Here is a 20,154-nt window from a genome sequence, read left to right on the forward strand (position 1 = left end):
TTCTAGAGAAGAAACACTGCTTGGAGGGGCAAAGGTCATCGTTTCGATGATGGCGGAGAGGATGGGATTCGAACCCACGAGACCCTTATGAGGTCTACTCCCTTAGCAGGGGAGCGCCTTCGACCACTCGGCCACCTCTCCGGTAAAGGCGAGATAGCCGGTACGCTTCATCATTTCAAGCGATTTGCGCAGCTTACGGTAAAATTCCCAGCATAATTTCATCTTTTATATATAGGCGCGTGTGAATAAGCCGGAATTGCGGGCCTTTGCCTTCAAATAAAACAAGGCCGAATGCTCCCTGGCCGAACAGAGATTCGGATAATTTTGCACAGCACCCAGCTTATCGCTCTTAATAAGTCAGCCGACCGCCACATTTGAACCGGCGTCAGACGGATTCGGACGTCGATCTGTGCGAAAGAGTCAAAAAATACGTGTTTTCAATCGTTAAGACCCGTTAACCGGCGTTTACGAACATTAATAATGTCTAAAATCCTCACCCCAAAGGGGGCGATTTCGTGTCATTTCTGCAACAACTGTCCCTCATAGAGGCTCCACAACGGTTGAGAGCGATATTCGATGTTGAAACGAAAAAGTTGGCGAGTATCTTCACATCCAGAAGAAGGAGCGCTTCGGGGCGACTTTTTCATCAGGGGATGGGGACAGGTTGTCCTTCAGCCAAATCAGAATGCCCAGACCCATTTTTAACTTTGACTGGAGGTCAGAAATGAACATCAAGAGCCTTCTCCTCGGCTCCGCTGCAGCTCTGGTTGCAGCTTCCGGCGCTCAGGCTGCCGACGCAATCGTCGCACCAGAGCCAGAAGCAGTTGAATATGTCCGCGTTTGCGATGCATACGGCGCTGGCTACTTCTACATCCCAGGCACCGAAACCTGCCTGCGCGTATCGGGCTATGTTCGTTACGACGTTGCTGGTGGCGATGACGTTTACGCTCGTGGCGGCAGCATCAGCCGTGCAGCTGACGGTAACTCGATCACCCTCGGTGGCAAGGATCGTGATACCTACGCTCAGAAGGCACGTTTCACGCTTCGTTTCTCGACTGCTTCGGAAACCGAACTCGGCACCCTCAAGACCTATGCTGAAACCCGTTACGACTGGAACGACGGCACCAACGGTTCTTCGGGCGACCTGCGTTACGCATACATCCAGCTCGGCGGCCTGCGCCTCGGTCTTGATGAGTCGAACTTCGTAACCTTCACTGGTTACCTTGGCGACGTCATCAACGATGACGTGATCCTTGCTGGCGGTTACCGCACCAACGCAATCAGCTACACTTTCACTGGCGGCAACGGCTTCTCGGCTGTAATCGCTCTTGAACAGGGTAACGACAAAGACGTTGACTACAACGGCGTTATCGATGACTACACACCACATGTTGTTGGTGGTCTGAAGTATGCTCAGGGCTGGGGTTCGATCGCAGCTGTTGGTGCATACGACGCAGTTAACGAAGAATGGGCCGGTAAGGTTCGTTTGGACGTAAACGTAACTGACCAGTTCTCCGTTTGGGTACAGGGCGGCTACAAGTCGAACGACGACACCTACTACGGTTACACCGATGCAGACGGTCGCTTCCGTGGCATCCGTGCAATCGACAGCTTCTACGGCACCTGGGGTGGCGATTGGGCTGTTTGGGGTGGCGCGAAGTTCAAGGCAACCGACAAGGCTACCTTCAACCTTCAGCTCGCTTACGAAGACGCAAAGACCTTCGCAGCTACTGCAAACGTAGCTTACGAACTGGTTCCAGGCTTCACCATTACTCCAGAAGTTTCCTACACCAAGTGGGACGACAAGCTCTCCGTCCTCGACGGCCAGGACGCTTGGCAGGGTATGGTTCGCTTCCAGCGTTCGTTCTAATCCTTACGGATTGGTTACAGGAAACCCGGCAGCATCGCTGCCGGGTTTTTTGTTGTTTGTGATTCTTAAATTCAGCATAAACCTTGCATTTTGAGGCGTGGCGGTTTCTCTGGTGACGTCAATAAAGACGGGCCGGTGTAGTTGGAGAAGCGTGCATATGTTGAAGTGGTTCTGGCCGGGCGTGACGTGGACTGCGGCGCTGACATCATTGGCGCTGTGGTTTGGTGCGGACCGGGTTGAAACCGACATAGCTGAACGAGCAGGGCAGGCGCTCGCGCCTTATGCCTGGACCGGTTTCGACGTCGATGGCCGTGATGTGACCTTAAAAGGTATGGCTCCAGATCCTGAATCGCAGAAGGCCGCAGTTAAGGCTGTGCAGCAGGTCAGCGGCGTTGGCGATCTTTCCGATCTGACGACTGTTCTTCAGGAAGCAAGCCCATATGTTTTCAAACTGACCAAAGGCGGGCAGGGTATCACCCTTTCGGGGTTCATTCCCGACAATGCGATGCGCGATTCGATCATGAGTGCAGCTGAGACCGCCGGACAAGGCGGATTGGTTGACGACGAGATGGCGCTTGCACGTGGTGCACAGCCGGAATTTGAGAGACGCGTTTATTTTGCGATTGATCTCGCCGGGAAATTTTCTGAAGCGGAGATTGAAGTCTCGGAAGCGACAGTCTCAGTTAAAGGCGCAGCACTCGACGGTGCGACTTACAATGAGTTGTCTTCTGTTCTCAATGCGCCTCTACCCCATGGGCTGCGATTATTGAGTTCTGATATTACAAAGCCCTGATATCATTTGGCCGCTAACTGGCCTCATCCCCTGTTTCTTCTCTTTACCCAATTGACACCGGGCGCTTCGCTGCCTTTCCTGTATATATTGACAGGTGCTTCGGATTGAACGGCAGGCGGATTCCATATGCTTTATCTTGCGGAGATGTTTTGGCCAGTTCTTCTGCTTTCGGCGGTGATTGGTCTGGCTGTGGGTTGGCTGACCACTGCGAAGTGAATATGCCTGGATAGTTTTCTGGCAGTCCTTAGGCAGGCCTGCCAATATGTGCGGGGTTTTTTGATTTGCCGCTGTGGCCATCGTGGCTGCGCGCAAGTGCGTAGAGTATGAGGGAACCTACATGCCGATGTTGATCATTCAACTGGCGATTCTTATTGCCGTTGCTTTTGTAATTGGCTGCGTTTTGGGACGCCTCATCAGAGGCAAAAAAGCTGCCGACACGGATAAGGAAAACACGATTATCGCGGCGGCGCTCTCAAAGCCTGCGATAGTGGAAAAGCCTGAGCCAGTGACGCCGACCAAAGCGGTCGCGGTGGAAGAGCCTCTGAAACATAAGGTCAGTGAAGTGGCGGAAAAGGTCGAAGAGCCTTTGCCACAGGCAGAAACAGAAGAGCTCGAATCCAATCCAGAATCTGTAGAAGAGATTTCAGTCGAAGAGTCGGCCGCGGAAGCTCAGGATCCTGATCGTCCAGAATTGCTTGATGCACCTTTACGGGGGAAGCCGGACGATCTGACTGCAATCAGCGGTATTGGCGAGGCAGTAGAAGGAATGCTGCAAAAGCTCGGCGTATTCCATTACGCGCAGATTGCGCAATGGAATACGGACGAATCTGCATGGATTGAACGACATATCGGATTTGCTGGACGTGTTACCCGCGAAAACTGGACCGCTCAGGCCAGTAAATTGGCAGAGGCCACACAGCGCGCGGCGTCCAAGAAGAGCCCAAAACCAAAGAAGGCTGCTCCGAAGTCGAAGACTTCAGCACGTGCCAAGAAAACACAGGCTTAAGCGTATCGTATGAATATGGTAAAACGGAGCACGCTTTAACGTCGGCCGTAGATCAGGTCGGTGCGTATATCCGCACTGCCGGTGAGGCGCGCCTTATAAACCTCATAATTCTCCATCACGCGCTGAACATAGTTCCGCGTTTCGGAAAATGGAATGCGCTCAATCCAGTCGACAACCTCTTCGATTGGCTTGCCACGCGGGTCGCCGTATTTTTCCACCCAATCGGATGCACGACGCGGACCGGCATTATATCCGGCAAAGGTCAGCACGTAAGATCCGTTGAATCGGTCGAGCTGTTCGCCAAGAAAATGCGCGCCAAGCGTCGCATTATAGGCTGCATCGGTTGTGAGTTTCGGAGCAGAAAACGCCATTCCATTGCGTGTTGCGACACTCTTTGCGGTGGCTGGCATTAATTGTAACAGCCCGCGCGCACCAGCTTTTGACACTGCACCAACGTTGAACTCGCTTTCCTGACGAGCGATCGCATAGGCAAGCGCTTTGCCGGAGCCACTGATATTCGCATGAGCCGGAATGGCGCCAATCGGGTGCGATAGCGCTCCGACGTCCAGTCCACGGAATGCTGCCGTCTTGCCAACGCGGAGAGCGAGATAATGATTCTCGTTCTTCTCCGCCATTACAGCGAGAAGCGCCAGTTCTCCAACGCTACCGAGCTCTTGTGACAGCTGGCTGTACAGAGCAGTCGCGCGGCTGCCATAGCCGATCTGTTCAAGGCGCTTGATGGCTTGGACTGCGGGACGGCCAGAGAAACGCACACGTTCTGCATCGGATGGTCTTGGATAGGCGAGCTCGGGCGCTTTTTCACTAAGTTTAGCGGCGGACAGCTGCCCATAGAATGTTGTGCCGAAATGCGCGGAGCGGCGATAATAGCCGTTAGCATCGCCGCCAGCACCAGCTTCTGCGGCACGCCCGAGCCAATAATAAGCGCGCGAAGCGGAAATCGGACGAGATGAAATCTCGGCGATCTTCGCAAAATGCGGTGCAGCAAGCTTTGGTTGTTTCAATGAGCGCAAAGCATACCAACCGGCATGGAATTCTGCTTCTGCGGCCATTGTCGGTGATTCTGCGGCATGTGCTGCGACTAGTCTATAGGCGAGTTGTGGCTTGTTAATATCGAGGAGTTCGCGCGACAGGATGCGACGTTCCACCCACCATGCGTCCGGATCCACCAGCGACGCGGCGTCTTTTGGAGCTTTCAGCATCAAGTCTGTCGCTTCGCTCATACGGTCTGCACGGCGCAGAAAGCGAATCTGTAAGAACATGTAAGCAGGGTTCGAGTGCCACGAGCGGTCCACATCGGCGATGGCTTTGGCCGTGTTTGGCGACTTCTGTGCCAATGCTGCATAAGCATTATAAAGCGACTGGGCCTGTGCTGGGCCAGCCAGAAGTTTAGCCGATTGCATGCGGTCATTGTAAAGCGAGCGCAGAAGGCGACGTTGATGATCGTCACGTGTAAGAACGCTTGCGAATTCTTTCAGAACTTTCGCTTCATCATCTGCCGAAAGGCGCTCTGTCGCCCACCAGGGCGCGAGAAGCTGATGCGCTTTTGTGTTGTTTCCAGTGGCCACATATGCGCGGGCGAGGGCGATCATGCCCTCAGTTGTCTGCGGGCGTGTTGTGCCGAATGTGGCAATAACGGTTGTTGCCGGTGCATTTTCCCTGAAAAGCGCCCGTTCCGAATTGCGGCGCAGCGTCGCCATGCCGGGCCAGCCCGGCAGTTCAGAGGCAGCCATTGCAATTTCAGCGCTCGGCACGCCATCCATTCCCGATGTCGCTATCGACCAGGTCAATATCTGGCGGTCAAGTGAGCCTTTCGTCATTCCGTTGCGATAGGCAATTGCGCCGATGATATCGCGGGAATAGAGCGCATCAAGTCCGCTCTTTAATGTGCCGCTGATTACGGCAGGGTTCTCGACACGACTGAAGGAAGACGTGATAACCGGGTCGGGGGTGACCGGACGTGCTTTGGGCGTAACCAGATTGATTGGCGATTCATGTGTGGCAGTAGGCGCGAACGGACGCGCCAGCGGTGTAGGAACATCCGATGGCAAAGTTGACTGGGCATAGGCAGCCCCCGTCTGTCCCGCAAGAAGCGAAGCAGCAATAATCAATCCACTCGAAAAGAGCGCTCTTTGCTTTAATGGCATATCTATATTTTTCTTACACATGATCTAACGAGAATAGAGTGCCTGATTGCGGGTAAAATATTGTTCAAATCGGGCTTTTCTAAGCCTGAAAGATAGGGTGATTGTCCTGCATAAGACTATGATGCCGATGCATGAAGCATTGGTTAATAAATGGTTATGTTTTTCTTTTCGAACATTTGTCTAAAGGCTCCATACGCGCCGGACAACTGTTGCACGCTCGATCTGAGCAGATCGGACTAAAAAAGCGAAGGAATTTTTGCAAAACTGTCATCCGGAAGCTGATTTGGGCTAGCCCCCCGCTTGCCGGATTTGCACTGCGAGACTATGGTGCATCGCCTCGCAGCTATTCTGGCACAGTCAAAAGCCAGCGTGGTATTGCCAGGTACCGTCTCTATTTCTCAGGAGTTCACTGATGCTGAAAGGCTCGATTACTGCACTTGTCACGCCATTCGATAGTGAAGGAGCGTTCGACGAGAAAGCCTTTCGTGCTTTTGTGAACTGGCAGATCGAAGAGGGCACCAAAGGGCTCGTACCGGTTGGCACAACAGGCGAAACACCGACCTTGTCTCATGATGAGCACAAGCGTGTTATCGAGGTCTGCATCGAAGTAGCCGCAGGTCGCGTGCCGGTGATTGCGGGTGCTGGTTCCAACAATACGGTTGAGGCGATCGAACTTGCACAGCACGCCGAAAAGGCCGGTGCTGATGCGGTTCTTGTCGTCACGCCTTATTATAATAAGCCGAACCAGCGCGGCCTCTATGAGCATTTCTCGCGCGTTGCACGTTCGATCTCGATCCCGCTGATTATCTATAACATTCCGGGCCGTTCCGTCATCGATATGACCCCGGAAACCATGGGTTCACTTGTACGCGATCATAAGAACATTGTTGGTGTGAAGGACGCGACAGGCAAGATCGAACGCGTTTCCGAGCAACGTTTGACTTGCGGTAAGGATTTTATCCAGCTCTCCGGCGAAGACGCAACCGCTCTGGGTTTCAATGCACATGGCGGTGTTGGTTGTATTTCGGTGACGTCCAATATCGCCCCGCGTCTCTGCGCAGAATTCCAGGATGCCTGTCAGGCCGGTGACTATGCTAAGGCGTTGGAGCTTCAGGATCGTCTGATGCCATTGCATAAGGCACTCTTCATTGAGCCAAATCCTTCCGGACCGAAATATGCTCTGTCCCGCCTTGGTCGCGTTGAAAATGTTCTGCGTTCGCCAATGGTTACGGTTGAAGCTGCGACGGCTGAGAAGATTGATCAGGCTATGAAACACGCTGGCCTTGTCAACTAAGGCTGCTAATTTTGTCCGGTCGAGTGATTTTTACGCTCTCGCGCATGCGAGAGCGTTTTCATTTCCGGCAATGAGCATTATATGGTGCCATTATGAATAAGCCGAAAAACTCTCCCGCCCGCAAAATGGTCGCCGAAAACCGTAAAGCGCGCTACAATTTCGAGATTACCGATACGCTCGAAGCTGGTCTGGTTCTGACCGGCACGGAGGTTAAATCCTTGCGCGCCAATCAGGCCAATATTGCTGAAAGCTATGCGAGCTTTGAGAACGGTGAGTTTTGGCTGATCAATTCCTATATTCCGGAATACACGCAGGGCAATCGTTTTAATCATGAGCCGCGCCGTCTGCGTAAGCTGCTGATCAGCCGTCGCGAAATGTCACGGATTTTCAACTCGGTTTCACGCGAAGGCATGACCGTGGTTCCGTTGAAGCTATACTTCAACGATCGTGGTCGGGCAAAGCTTGAAATCGGCGTGGCGCGCGGTAAGAAGAATCACGACAAACGTGAGACTGAGAAGCAGCGCGACTGGAATCGCGAGAAATCGCGCCTGCTGCGTGATCGCGGCTAGAGCGCTGGGCGCCTTATTGGGCGCGCAAAGGTCGCTCTAAGACAGACATATATTGCCACAACAAAAAAAGAGCGCCGGAAGGCGCTCTTTTTTAGATGGTGCGAACTGGCTCATGAGGTTGGAAATTATAACTCCACATGAACCAGGCAATTGCCGATATCAATAGTCGTCATCCAGATCGTCTTCCTGACGACGCTGCTGTTGCTGCGGACGCTCGGAAGGGTCGCGGCCGATTTCGGCCTTAAGCGAGACCAGATCGATGAAATGATCGGCCTGACGGCGCAATTCATCAGAAATCATTGCAGGCTGTGTCGTCAGAGTGGAAACGACAGAGACCTTACGACCCTTACGCTGCAGCGCTTCGGCAAGCGAACGGAAATCGCCATCGCCCGAGAAAATCACAAAATGGTCGACAGTGTCGGTGAGCTGCATGGCGTCGACGGTAAGTTCGATATCCATATTGCCCTTCACCTTGCGGCGACCGGTCGAGTCGGTAAATTCCTTGGCTGCCTTGGTGACAACCTTGTAGCCGTTGTAATCGAGCCAATCGATAAGCGGACGGATCGACGAGTATTCCTGATCCTCAACCAGAGCCGTGTAATAATAGGCGCGCAGCAAATAACCGCGTTTCTGGAAGGCCTTCAAAAGTTTCCGGTAATCAATATCGAAACCGAGTGTCTTTGAAGCTGCGTATAAATTCGCGCCGTCAATAAATAGCGCAATTTTTTCACGAGAATCGAACATCGTGCAATATATCCACTCTGCGGCCGGTAAGTGAGTGGGCCTGCGACCGCGTATTCAGATTTGTTTCTTAAACGGCGGGGGTATTCATTTTTACCAATGACGTTTATTGCGTTCTACGGAGATATTATAGAAAAACAAGCAACTCATGGTTGTTATTTGGCTATCCTTAATTACTTTTACGCTATATTTCGATATAGCAACCGATAATCGCTTGAAATCTATTGTTCCAATTTGATCCGGATCGTGTATTTGTCAGACAGATTGATGAACAGTTATATCTTAGCCTAGATTTCTGAACCTTGTCGTTGGTGTTTTGCGCTTTTGCTTGTAATTTTGGCTCACAAGCGTTATGTGCAAGAAAAATTCCGTTAAAGTTTAAGAAATGAAAGGGACCGCCTATGGCCCGCGTCACCGTTGAGGACTGCGTAGATAAGGTCGAGAACCGTTTTGAACTGGTTCTGCTGGCCGGTCACCGTGCCCGCCAGATTTCTCAGGGCGCCCAGATCACGATCGACCGCGACAACGACAAGAATCCGGTTGTTGCCCTGCGCGAAATCGCTGACGAAACACTTTCGCCTGACGATCTGAAGGAAGACCTGATTCATTCGCTGCAGAAGCACGTTGAAGTTGACGAACCGGAAGCCGCTGCTCCAGCCCAGATCACCGACGCTTCGGATGCGTTGGCTGAAGGTATTGCTGAAGCTGGCGAAGACGATGTTGTTTCCTTCGACCGCATGTCGGAAGAAGAACTGCTTGCCGGTATTGAAGGCCTCGTTGCTCCGGAAAAGAACGACGACTTCTAATCGTCGCTCTGTTGTTCGAGTGTTTCAGGCAAAAATCGGAACGAGTTTTGCACCGATAACGACTTGAAGATAAACAGGCCCTTGTTTTTGCGTGCGCTTCAGCTCCCAGGCTGTGGCGCACGTTTTTATGTACATGGTGGCCAGAGATATCGTGATTGGCTGTCGGGTATTTGGCTTGCCGCTGAGGCGTTTGGGACAGAAATTAAGCCTGTTGGCAGAAAACAGGTTCGGAAACTCGCAAATTATTATATTTTTTAGCGATTTCCGGTCAAAATGACCGCTGCGTATGTGACTGGTAGGGAGTTTCTGTAGATGATGCGCCAATATGAGCTTGTAGAGCGTGTTCAGCGATACAAGCCTGACGTCAATGAGGCGCTTCTCAACAAGGCGTATGTTTATGCCATGCAGAAGCATGGCAGCCAGAAGCGTGCATCTGGGGATCCATATTTTTCACATCCACTCGAAGTCGCAGCAATTCTCACGGATATGCATCTGGATGAGGCAACCATTGCTATTGCTCTCCTGCATGACACGATTGAAGATACCACGGCGACGCGACAGGAAATCGACCAGCTATTCGGCCCGGAGATTGGTAAGCTTGTTGAAGGTCTGACCAAGCTCAAGAAGCTTGATCTGGTTTCCAAAAAGGCAGTGCAGGCGGAAAACCTTCGCAAACTGTTGCTTGCGATTTCCGAAGATGTGCGCGTGCTTCTGGTGAAGCTTGCAGATCGACTGCACAATATGCGTACCCTTGGCGTGATGCGCGAAGACAAGCGCCTGCGCATTGCCGAAGAAACCATGGATATCTATGCGCCGCTTGCTGGCCGCATGGGCATGCAGGACACACGCGAAGAACTCGAAGAGCTGGCCTTCCGCTATATCAATCCAGACGCTTGGCGTGCGGTAACAGATCGGCTTGCTGAACTTCTTGAAAAGAACCGCGGCCTTCTGCAGAAGATTGAAGAAGACCTGTCTGAGATTTTCCAGAAGAACGGCATCAAGGCGAGCGTCAAAAGCCGTCAGAAGAAGCCGTGGTCGGTTTTCCGTAAAATGGAAACCAAGGGCCTGTCGTTCGAACAGCTTTCCGATATTTTCGGCTTCCGCGTTATGGTTGAATCCACACAGGACTGCTATCGCGCGCTTGGTTTGATCCATACGACGTGGTCGATGGTTCCGGGTCGGTTCAAAGACTATATTTCGACGCCCAAGCAAAACGACTATCGTTCGATCCATACGACAATCATCGGTCCGTCGCGCCAGCGTATCGAGTTGCAGATCCGCACGCGCGTCATGGATGAAATTGCCGAATTCGGTGTGGCTGCCCACTCGATCTACAAGGATCGCGGCAGCGCCAGTAATCCGCATCAGATTTCGACCGAAACCAATGCCTATGCTTGGTTGCGTCAGACTATTGAGCAGCTTTCCGAAGGCGATAATCCTGAAGAGTTCCTTGAACACACCAAGCTGGAATTGTTTCAGGATCAGGTTTTCTGCTTCACGCCGAAGGGCCGTCTTATCGCGCTGCCACGCGGTGCAACGCCAATCGATTTCGCCTATGCGGTTCACACCGATATTGGCGATAGCTGTGTTGGCGCCAAGGTCAACGGTCGCATTATGCCGTTGATGACTGAGCTTAAAAACGGTGATGAAGTCGACATTATTCGTTCCAAAGCGCAGGTTCCGCCTGCCGCATGGGAGTCGCTTGTCGCAACAGGTAAGGCGCGTGCTGCGATCCGCCGTGCAACGCGTTCTGCCGTTCGCAAGCAGTATTCCGGTCTCGGTATGCGTATTCTTGAGCGGGCTTTCGAACGTGCTGGGAAGCCTTTCAGTAAGGATATCCTCAAGCCTGGTCTGCCACGTCTTGCACGCAAAGAGGTTGAGGACGTTCTGGCGGCTGTAGGTCGCGGTGAATTGCCGTCGACTGATGTGGTGAAAGCAGTCTATCCGGATTATCAGGACACACGCGTTACTTCGCAGAATAGCCCGGCGAAAACTGGCGAAAAGGGTTGGTTCAATATTCAGAACGCAGCCGGCATGATCTTCAAGGTACCGGAAGGTTCTGAAGGCGCAGAAGAGCCTGCTGCAACTGGCGAAAAGCCAAAGCGTAAGGCCCTGCCGATCCGCGGTACCAATTCCGACCTGCCCGTACGTTTTGCCCCGGAAGGGGCGGTGCCGGGCGACCGTATCGTCGGTATCATGCAGCCGGGAGCAGGGATCACGATTTATCCGATCCAGTCACCGGCATTGACCGCTTATGACGATCAGCCTGAGCGCTGGATTGATGTGCGCTGGGATATTGATGAGGGGATGCATGAACGCTTCCCGGCCCGGATCAGTGTGTCGGCGATTAATTCACCAGGGTCTCTGGCTGAAATTGCGCAGATCGTTGCATCGAATGACGCCAATATTCATAATCTCTCAATGGTGCGGACTGCGCCCGATTTTACTGAAATGATCATTGACGTTGAAGTGTGGGACCTTAAACACCTCAATCGTATCATTTCTCAATTGAAAGAAAGCGCGAGCGTCAGTGGCGCAAGGCGCGTGAACGGATAAGGCACTATGAAAACCGAAGACGTCCTTGCTGTCTTCCGCGAAGCGGGAGCGATCCTTGAAGGCCATTTCATTCTAACCTCAGGTCTGCGTAGCCCGATTTTCTTGCAGAAGGCACGCGTTTTCATGCATGCCGACAAGACCGAAAAGCTCTGCAAGGCATTGGCCGAGAAGATCAAAGCAGCTGATCTCGGACAGATCGACTATGTTGTCGGACCTGCAATCGGTGGCCTTATTCCGTCCTACGAAACCTCGCGCCATCTGGGTGTGCCGTCGGTATGGGTGGAACGCGAGAATGGTGTGTTCCGTTTACGTCGTTTCGATGTGCCGAAAGGATCGCGCGTCGTGATCGTGGAAGACATCGTCACCACGGGGCTTTCGATTCGCGAAACCATTGATTGCATGAAGGAGATTGGCATCGAAGTCGTAGCCGCCGCTTGTATCGTGGATCGTTCAGCGGGCAAGGCGGATGTGGGCACGAAGCTTATTTCGCTTGCCGAATACGAAGTACCAGCCTATTCGCCAGACAATTTGCCGCCGGAATTGGCTGCAATTCCTGCGATTAAGCCAGGTAGCCGCAATATTTAAGCGGTTCGTACCATAACATTGATTTCGTTGCACGTGATTACCACCCTGCGTCGAAATTGCGCTTTGCGGTATTTGTTTCGCACCCTTAATTTAGGGGGAAGGGCAAGCCCATGCCCATCCCCCTGTTTAGGAATATGTCGTGGCTGTTGTGCCTCTGGTTTTCGATCCAAAATCTCCATATCGGGCTCCATGCGGTGTTTGCGTCGATTGCGATGTACGCCGCATGGCGGTTTGCTCCGCACTCGATGACGGCGATCTTGGCGCGCTTGAAGCTATCATGACCTCCAAGAAGCTCGATGCGAACGAGATGCTGGTGGAAGAGGGCGATCCGAAGCGCCGGGTTTTCAGCCTGACTTCGGGCATGCTGCGCATCTATACGTCACTGCCTGATGGGCGCCGCCAGATTGCAGGTTTTCTGGTTCCCGGCGACTATTTGGGGCTGGCCGACGATGATGTTTATTCGCAATCGGCGGAGGCTGTTGTTCCTTCGGTCCTCTGCGCCTTTTCCTCCAAGGAAATGGAAGCATTGATGGTTAGCTTTCCGAGGCTCAGGGAACGTCTTCACCAGATGACGCGTGAAGCGCTGCGCACCGCGCGCGACAACCAGCTTGTGCTGGGGCGTCTTGCACCAGTGGAAAAGCTTGCAAGTTTCCTTCTGGTCTTAGCTGCGCGTGCTGAAAAGCGAGGCGAAAAGGCCAATCTCGTTCACTTGGCAATGAACCGCACAGACATTGCCGATTATCTCGGCCTGACGATTGAAACGGTCAGCCGCAGCTTCACCAAGCTAAAGACGCAAGGCCTTATCCAGCTGCTTGATGCGAACACCGTGGAGATATTGTCGCGTCGTTCGCTTGCGGCGGTCGCCGGAATGGATATTGAAGCTATTTGAGCATTTCTAACAGAAATGCAAAGCAGTTTTGCGTTGGGATATGTTTCAAAAAATAGATAGAGCGGTTCCAACACTTAAGTCCTGAAACGAACTGCTCTGATCCCTATTTATTTGTTTTCATTTCGTTGATTTAAATCAATGAAGGTTTCTTAAACGGCCACTACACCTGACCATGGAATTGACGCAGCACAGTCAAGTGCTGCTCGGTCTTAACGAGGTGAACAGGTGTCATTGTGGCTGGCAATTACAATATCGGCTGTCATGCATGCGGGCTTCCTTGCCGCATCATGCCGACTTGCCCGGCAGAATGTCCGTCTTCATCCAGTGCGCGTGGTAGCGACAGGTTATCACCAGAACGCAAAGCGGGCGGGGTGGAAGCATCATGCATGAAGCCACGATAAGACGTTATGCGGCGCTTGCCGTGCCTCGCTACACTTCGTTCCCAACGGCTGTGGATTTCACATCGATCACGCCTGACAGCACAAAGCGCTGGCTACGTCAGATAGGCCCGGAAGAAAGCGTCTCGCTTTATATCCATGTGCCGTATTGCAAAGAGATCTGCCACTATTGCGGTTGCCATTCCAAGATGGCGGTCCGCGATGATGTCATCGAGAATTTCGTCATCGCACTTTTAAGCGAGATTGAAACCGTAAGTACAAGTCTGACGGCGCGTCCGCAGGTCGTGCATCTACATTGGGGTGGGGGCACTCCTTCTATTCTTCATGCCACGCAGTTCAAGCGGATCATGGCGGCTCTTCGTCTGGCATTCGATTTCCACCCGGATATGGAACATGCCATTGAGCTTGACCCACGCACGGTCAATCCCATTCTGGCAAAGACCCTGTCCCTGATGGGGGTGAATCGTGCCAGCCTTGGTGTACAGGATGTCGACCCTGATGTGCAGAAAGCTATTGGCCGCGTTCAACCAATTGAGACGGTTATCCGTGCTGCAACTTTGCTGCGGGAAGTCGGCATCGATAAACTCAACTTCGATCTGATCTACGGTCTGCCGCTGCAAACGATTGAGACATTGCGCGAAACGTGCAAGCGGGTAGCTGAGCTCAAGCCTGATCGAGTTGCCTGCTTTGGCTATGCGCATCTGCCACAGCGTCGCGCCAATCAGCGACTGATTGATGAAAGTATTCTGCCCGATGCCGACGAGCGTTTCGCACAGGCAAGTGCTGTAGCAGAAAGCTTTCTTGGTTTCGGTTATCAATCAGTCGGTATTGACCACTTTGCATTGCCCGACGATACGCTGGCTGTTGCGGCTGAAAATGGCACGTTGCATCGCAATTTTCAGGGATACACGACAGATCGCTGCCAAACATTGATTGGGTTAGGCCCATCGTCGATTTCGCAATATCCAGCGGGATACACGCAGAATATTTCCGATGTGGGACAATACAGCAAACGCGTTGTAGCGGGAGATCTTGCAACCGTGCGCGGCTACACGATGCGCGACAGTGACAGGCTCCGCGCAGGCATTATCACAGCACTTATGTGCAATTTCCGCGTTGATCTGAATGCAACCGCACCGGGCGTTGAGTTCTCTGATGAATTGGCCTTGCTGCGCCCATTGGTGGCTGATGGTCTGGTGGAGGTGCACAACGGCGTCATCAGCGCAACGGAAGACGGCAAGCCGCTCATCCGTTTGGTTGCAGCGACATTTGATGAGTTTCGCAGGGACAGTATGCACGGCTTCAGTTCCGCCGTGTGAGAGATTGCAGGCACATTGCAGCAAAGACATCGCAATGTGCGCCAGAACAAAGAAGTAGAGTGCATTTCACTCTATTCAGAGCTGCCGCTGCACCGGGCCGTCAAAAGGTCAGTGGCATCAGGAGCACCGTTCGTTGGGGGATGAGCGGTGCTCCACTTTTTTGAGCTATCTATGCTTTCTTATCGAGCTTTCTCAATCTTCGGCAGGAAGATGGTCAGCAATCCGAGAAGCGGAAGATAAGAGCATATCTGATAGACAAACTCGATACTTGTCCGGTCTGCCACGACACCCAGTGCCGCTGCTGCAATGCCGGCGATACCAAATGCAAGGCCGAAGAACAGTCCTGACACCATGCCCACGCGTCCCGGTAGCAACTCTTGTGCAAAAACAATGATTGCAGGGAAAGCAGAGGCCAGCACGAAACCAATGATAACGGTCAAAACGGCTGTGACCTCGAGGTTTGCGTAAGGCAATGCCAGAGTGAAGGGTACGATACCGAGGATCGAGACCCAGATTACAGTACGTGTACCGATCTTGTCGCCGATAGGGCCGCCGACAATTGTGCCCGCTGCAACGGCACCGAGGAACAGGAACAGCAGCAACTGCGATGCCTGAACGGTCACGCCGAAATGGCTGATCGTATAGAAGGTGTAGTAGCTCGTGAGGCTGGCCATGTAGACATACTTCGTGAAGATCAGCATGGCGAGCACGGAGATCGAGGCAATAACCTTGTTGCGTGGCAGCGGCAATGTCTTGTCAGGCTTCGGCTTGCTCTTGTTGGCAAGATTATGCTGGTTGTACCAGTTACCAACATACCAGAGCAGCGCCATGCCGATCAGTGCTGCGATCGAAAACCACGACACGCTGGCCTGTCCGAAAGGCAGCACGATAAAAGCTGCAAGCAACGGTCCGATGGACGAGCCGAAGTTGCCACCCACCTGAAACATCGACTGTGCGAAACCATGCCGACCGCCAGATGCGAGACGCGCAACGCGTGCAGCTTCCGGATGGAATACCGATGAACCGAAGCCGATGAAGGCTGCACCGAGAAGCAGAACCGAATAGTGATGCGCGGACGCAAGCAGGATCAGACCGATCAGCGTACAGCCCATGCCGAATGGCAGTGAGTAGGGCATAGGACGGCGGTCGGTATAAATGCCCACAATTGGCTGCAAGATCGAAGCCGTTACCTGAAAGGTGAAGGTGAGCAAGCCGATCTGCCAGAAAGACAGGCTGTAATTGTCCTTGAGCATCGGATAGATGGCCGGAAGGAGCGACTGCATCATGTCGTTCAGGAAATGGCCCATACTCGTAGCCAGAATAATGGCGAGAACCGTATTGTTTGCGCCAGTGTTTGAAGGCTGCTCGGCAGCACTCATGCTCATAGTCCTACTCCGAAGATAATCCGTGAGGGAAATTTCCCCATAATTTGCGCTGGTTGGGCGGGAAGCCTAATTCGAATGTTTTCGAATATTTCTAACCTGACCCTTTCATAATTATATTGTTTCGCGCCTGCTTTCGTGATTTGGTCCATTACTTTCGAGAGTGGGCCAAAGCAGATGAAGCCAAAATCGCCTCCGGGGCTCCTGTTGCCAGGCAGTGAGGACCTGCAAAAGTTCCATGAACAGCGCATCGAGATGCTGGAACGCCTGAGCGGGCCGGTGATCGCGCTGCCGACAAAATATCCGGATGGCTATTTTGTACCGCGCCACAGCCACAGTCGGGCGCAGCTCTTGTGCGCTTCACAAGGCGTGGTTCTGGTGACGACCGATGCCGGTCGCTGGTTGATTCCCGGGGATCACGCGATGTGGATTCCGGCTGGTGTAAAACATTCCGTCGAGATTGTCGGAGATGTTTTCATGCGCTCAATTTATATCGCGCTTGATGCCATTTCGGGCGTGCCTGACTATTTACACGTGGTTGGCATGACCGATCTGATGCGTTGTCTCATCATCGATGCGACGTCGGTCGACAGCATTCCTGAACCGGGCAGTCGCGACGCTCTGGTGATTGAGTTGATCCTCAGAGATCTGCACACTTTGCCACAACGGCCACTCGGCTTGCCTTTCCCGTCAGATCCGCGTCTGCAAAATCTCTGCCGTCAATTTGTGAAGAAGCCTTCCGCGCGCGCGACAATCGATGATTGGGCGGATCGCATGGCGATGAGCCGTCGCTCATTCACCCGCCACTTTCAGCGCGAAACAGGCGTAAGCTTGTCTGTGTGGCGCCAGCAAGCATGCCTGTTTGCTGCCGTTCCACGCCTTACGGAAGGCGAAGCAGTCACAAGCGTGGCGCTTGATCTGGGCTATGATAGTGTTTCCGCCTTTACGACAATGTTTCGCCGTATGCTGGGTGTATCACCGAAGTTCTATTTGCCGCGTCTTGATGGAGTACGCTTCGAGCGTAGCGATAGAATCTCTGCCGCATCGATTGAACAATAATAACAATTGTCTCGGTGCGTAGAGAACAGTATGAGAAGTTTATGTTATTCCAACGTCGAAATCCGCCGACCCGCAAAGAGCGCTTAAGGCTGCTCGTCTGGCCGCGCCGTTCCTTCGCTCGCTCGTTTAAATATGGCGGCAAGCGCGTGCTACGCATTACTGCGTCTCCACATGCGGTAGCCGCAGGGCTGGCCGTTGGTGTCTTTTCGGCTTTCACACCGTTCTTTGGTTTTCACCTGATTATTGCAATTGTTCTGGCGTATTTTCTGGCTGGTAACATTGCTGCAGCAGCGCTGGGCACCACGCTTGCCAATCCTCTGACGCTCCCGTTTATCTGGGGCAGCACTTATGAGCTTGGCCGCTTTGTCATCAGCGGGGATATCGAAAGCGCGCCGCCTTTGCATCTGGGACACGCACTTCAAACGATGAAGTTCGGAGAGGTCTGGACACCTCTGCTCAAGCCGATGTTGTTCGGTTCGACCATACTTGGAGCAGTTTTTGCGGTGATTGCCTATTTTGTGACGCGTTTTGCGGTCACTGCCTTCCGTCGTCGCAGGCTCGAACGACTTGCTGAAAAGCACAACAAGCACCATGTCCGGGGGCCGCAGAAAATATGATCATCGGCATTGGCAGCGATCTGATTGATATCCGCCGCATCGAAAAGACGCTCGAAAAGCACGGTGACCGTTTCACCCAACGTGTTTTTACTGAGGTTGAACAAGCAAAATCAGATGGGCGCAGACAGCGCGCCGCATCTTATGCAAAGCGTTTCGCTGCAAAAGAAGCTTGTTCCAAAGCGCTTGGCACGGGGCTTTCGAATGGCGTTTTCTGGCGCGATATGGGAGTGGTGAATACACCTTCCGGCAAGCCGACCATGCAGCTGACTGGCGGCGCGGCTGAGCAACTGAAGCGCATGCTGCCAAAAGGCAAACGCGCTGCCATACATCTGACAATTACCGATGATTTTCCTCTCGCGCAGGCTTTTGTCATTATCGAAGCGCTGCCAGAAACCGAGTAATGCATGCTGCGGAAAGGCGAAAACGCTTTTCCGATAGTGGCGTGCACCAAAACAATTGCGATTGTGGCAGGTAAACTCCTGCTCATAATCATGCGAGATAGCGGTGTTTGGATTGCTTCGAGCAACCTTAGCCGTTATTAGATCGCACATCGGCAAGCGGAGATACAATGAGCGTGTCCAGCAAAAGTGAAACTAAAAAATCAGGCGGCCTTGGCGAAACCGTCAGCGTTATCGTGCAAGCTCTCCTGCTGGCACTGATCATTCGCAGCCTGCTTTTCCAACCTTTCAGCATTCCGTCCGGCTCCATGCGCCCAACGCTGCTGGAAGGCGATTATTTGTTCGTTTCGAAATACGCCTATGGCTATTCGCGCTATTCGCTGCCGTTCGGTCTGGACCTCTTCTCCGGTCGTATTTGGGGGGCTGAGCCCAAGCGCGGTGATGTCGTGGTCTTCAAGCTGCCAAGTGACACCAACGTCGATTACATCAAACGCGTGATCGGTCTTCCAGGTGATCGCGTGCAGATGCGTGGCGGCGTTCTCTACATCAATGATGTCGCTGTTAAGCGCGAGCGTGTTGGCACAATCGACAATCCTGACGTGACCGAAGTCAATCGTCCGGTTGAAGTCTATCGCGAGACACTGCCCAATGGCGTTTCTTACGATACGCTCGATCTTGCACCAAATTCCATCGGTGACGATACACGTGTGTTCGAAGTGCCTGCCGGTCATTATTTCATGATGGGTGATAATCGCGACAACTCGCTCGATAGCCGTTTTGGCGTTGGTTATGTGCCGTTCGAAAATCTGGTCGGTCGTGCGAACATTATTTTCTTCTCGATTGCCGATAAGACAAGCCCGCTCGAAATCTGGAAATGGCCATCTGATGTTCGCTTCAGCCGCCTCATCTCCTGGGTGAGTGGTGAGCCGCATACTGCCGTAACCGGAAACTGAAATGGTCTCCGAGAACAAAGCAGCAGCAATTCTGGAGGAGCGCACAGGACACCGTTTTCTCAATCTGAAACGGTTGGAACGTGCGCTCACCCATTCGAGCGTCCAGGCACCCTCGCGTGCCAATTATGAGCGACTGGAATTTCTGGGCGACCGCGTGCTTGGTCTCGTGGTTGCTGAAATGCTTTTCGAAGCCTTTCCAGATGCGCCGGAAGGGGAATTGTCAGTTCGCCTCAACGCGCTGGTCAATGCCGAAACCTGTGCCGCAATTGCCGATGAGATTGGTCTTGCCGATCTGATCCATACCGGCTCCGACATCAAGTCTCTCAATGACACGCGTCTGCTCAATGTTCGTGCCGATGTCGTCGAAGCGTTGATTGCGACCATTTATATGGATAGCGGACTGGAAGCAGCACGTGGTTTCATCAAGCGCTATTGGCAGAAGCGGTCGCTGGAAACAGGTGCTGCGCGCCGCGATGCAAAAACAGAGTTGCAGGAATGGGCACACCAGCAGGGCAATGTGCATCCTGTCTACGCAATTGTGAGCCGCAGTGGCCCGGATCATGATCCGCTTTTTACAGTTGAAGTGACTGTGAAAGGATTTGCTCCTGAAACCGGCGAGGGTCGTTCCAAGCGTATTGCTGAGCAAGCTGCTGCCGAAGCAATGTTGTACAGGGAAACTGTCTGGAAGAGAGACAGTTCTGCGTGAGGCGTGATCAACATTCTTTTAGAACTCCATGCGTCCTGCCGGATGCAT

General features: G+C 52.9%; 18 protein-coding genes and 1 tRNA gene. 15 read left to right on the forward strand and 4 right to left on the reverse strand.

The annotated features are described in order from the left end of the window. Window positions 1–50: 50 nt before the first annotated feature. Window positions 51–141: transfer RNA gene (locus C9380_RS04025), tRNA-Ser, on the reverse strand. A gap of 583 nt (window positions 142–724) precedes the next feature. Here C9380_RS04025 and C9380_RS04030 point away from each other — a divergent pair. The 3 genes from C9380_RS04030 to C9380_RS04040 all read left to right on the forward strand — a co-directional run bounded on the left by C9380_RS04030 (window position 725) and on the right by C9380_RS04040 (window position 3,669). Continuing rightward, window positions 725–1,870 carry a porin gene (locus tag C9380_RS04030; protein ID WP_024897317.1) on the forward strand — a complete coding sequence of 382 codons (1,146 nt, stop codon included), beginning with the start codon at window positions 725–727 and terminating at the stop codon, window positions 1,868–1,870. A 157-nt stretch (window positions 1,871–2,027) separates the two neighbouring features. After that, the gene (locus C9380_RS04035) at window positions 2,028–2,663 is read left to right on the forward strand and encodes a BON domain-containing protein (RefSeq protein WP_111786859.1); all 636 of its coding nucleotides are present in this window, start codon (window positions 2,028–2,030) and stop codon (window positions 2,661–2,663) included. 337 nt (window positions 2,664–3,000) lie between these two features. Then, window positions 3,001–3,669: a helix-hairpin-helix domain-containing protein gene (locus C9380_RS04040; protein WP_128093038.1), complete on the forward strand. Its 669-nt coding sequence runs from the start codon at window positions 3,001–3,003 to the stop codon at window positions 3,667–3,669. A gap of 35 nt (window positions 3,670–3,704) precedes the next feature. Here C9380_RS04040 and C9380_RS04045 read toward each other — a convergent pair whose 3' ends face one another. Further along, window positions 3,705–5,834 (reverse strand): lytic transglycosylase domain-containing protein, encoded by a 2,130-nt coding sequence (locus C9380_RS04045; RefSeq protein ID WP_247877554.1) that lies wholly within the window; start codon window positions 5,832–5,834, stop codon window positions 3,705–3,707. 412 nt (window positions 5,835–6,246) lie between these two features. Here C9380_RS04045 and dapA point away from each other — a divergent pair, with 412 nt between their 5' ends. Continuing rightward, window positions 6,247–7,128, forward strand: a complete 882-nt coding sequence (gene dapA, locus C9380_RS04050) for a 4-hydroxy-tetrahydrodipicolinate synthase (RefSeq protein ID WP_024897321.1) — start codon at window positions 6,247–6,249, stop codon at window positions 7,126–7,128. 92 nt (window positions 7,129–7,220) lie between these two features. Further along, entirely contained in the window at window positions 7,221–7,697 is a 477-nt protein-coding gene (smpB, locus tag C9380_RS04055; protein ID WP_024897322.1) for an SsrA-binding protein SmpB, read from the forward strand. A gap of 159 nt (window positions 7,698–7,856) precedes the next feature. On the opposite strand, the gene C9380_RS04060 is transcribed toward smpB, so the two are convergent. Then, the gene (locus C9380_RS04060; RefSeq protein ID WP_024897323.1) at window positions 7,857–8,441 is read right to left on the reverse strand and encodes a LabA-like NYN domain-containing protein; all 585 of its coding nucleotides are present in this window, start codon (window positions 8,439–8,441) and stop codon (window positions 7,857–7,859) included. Between the two features lie 398 nt (window positions 8,442–8,839). Between C9380_RS04060 and rpoZ the strand changes: the two genes are divergently transcribed. From rpoZ to hemN, 5 genes are all read left to right on the forward strand, one after another. Next, entirely contained in the window at window positions 8,840–9,244 is a 405-nt protein-coding gene (rpoZ, locus tag C9380_RS04065; RefSeq protein ID WP_024897324.1) for a DNA-directed RNA polymerase subunit omega, read from the forward strand. 312 nt (window positions 9,245–9,556) lie between these two features. Further along, window positions 9,557–11,800 carry a RelA/SpoT family protein gene (locus C9380_RS04070; RefSeq protein ID WP_024897325.1) on the forward strand — a complete coding sequence of 748 codons (2,244 nt, stop codon included), beginning with the start codon at window positions 9,557–9,559 and terminating at the stop codon, window positions 11,798–11,800. Between the two features lie 6 nt (window positions 11,801–11,806). After that, the gene (gene pyrE / locus C9380_RS04075) at window positions 11,807–12,385 is read left to right on the forward strand and encodes an orotate phosphoribosyltransferase (protein ID WP_128093039.1); all 579 of its coding nucleotides are present in this window, start codon (window positions 11,807–11,809) and stop codon (window positions 12,383–12,385) included. Between the two features lie 139 nt (window positions 12,386–12,524). Continuing rightward, window positions 12,525–13,274: a helix-turn-helix domain-containing protein gene (locus C9380_RS04080; RefSeq protein ID WP_024897327.1), complete on the forward strand. Its 750-nt coding sequence runs from the start codon at window positions 12,525–12,527 to the stop codon at window positions 13,272–13,274. 382 nt (window positions 13,275–13,656) lie between these two features. Further along, window positions 13,657–14,991 carry an oxygen-independent coproporphyrinogen III oxidase gene (hemN, locus tag C9380_RS04085; protein WP_128093040.1) on the forward strand — a complete coding sequence of 445 codons (1,335 nt, stop codon included), beginning with the start codon at window positions 13,657–13,659 and terminating at the stop codon, window positions 14,989–14,991. Window positions 14,992–15,170: 179 nt separating this feature from the next. Here hemN and C9380_RS04090 read toward each other — a convergent pair whose 3' ends face one another. Then, window positions 15,171–16,376, reverse strand: a complete 1,206-nt coding sequence (locus tag C9380_RS04090; protein ID WP_024897329.1) for an MFS transporter — start codon at window positions 16,374–16,376, stop codon at window positions 15,171–15,173. Window positions 16,377–16,580: 204 nt separating this feature from the next. On the opposite strand from C9380_RS04090, the gene C9380_RS04095 reads away from it, so the two are divergent. From C9380_RS04095 to rnc, 5 genes are all read left to right on the forward strand, one after another. Then, window positions 16,581–17,432: an AraC family transcriptional regulator gene (locus C9380_RS04095; RefSeq protein ID WP_210249745.1), complete on the forward strand. Its 852-nt coding sequence runs from the start codon at window positions 16,581–16,583 to the stop codon at window positions 17,430–17,432. A gap of 41 nt (window positions 17,433–17,473) precedes the next feature. After that, window positions 17,474–18,049: a type IV secretion system effector BspA gene (bspA, locus tag C9380_RS04100; protein ID WP_100559393.1), complete on the forward strand. Its 576-nt coding sequence runs from the start codon at window positions 17,474–17,476 to the stop codon at window positions 18,047–18,049. Further along, complete coding sequence (gene acpS / locus C9380_RS04105; RefSeq protein WP_094541788.1) at window positions 18,046–18,450, forward strand: holo-ACP synthase; 405 nt, start codon at window positions 18,046–18,048, stop codon at window positions 18,448–18,450. The genes bspA and acpS overlap by 4 nt, the downstream gene beginning before the upstream one ends. Window positions 18,451–18,617: 167 nt before the next feature. Continuing rightward, window positions 18,618–19,400, forward strand: a complete 783-nt coding sequence (lepB, locus tag C9380_RS04110) for a signal peptidase I (RefSeq protein WP_024897333.1) — start codon at window positions 18,618–18,620, stop codon at window positions 19,398–19,400. A 1-nt stretch (window position 19,401) separates the two neighbouring features. Further along, window positions 19,402–20,106: a ribonuclease III gene (gene rnc / locus C9380_RS04115; protein ID WP_094541790.1), complete on the forward strand. Its 705-nt coding sequence runs from the start codon at window positions 19,402–19,404 to the stop codon at window positions 20,104–20,106. Window positions 20,107–20,154 lie beyond the last annotated feature (48 nt).

Source organism: Brucella pituitosa (genome assembly GCF_003049685.1).
Classification (GTDB): Bacteria; Pseudomonadota; Alphaproteobacteria; order Rhizobiales; family Rhizobiaceae; genus Brucella; species Brucella pituitosa.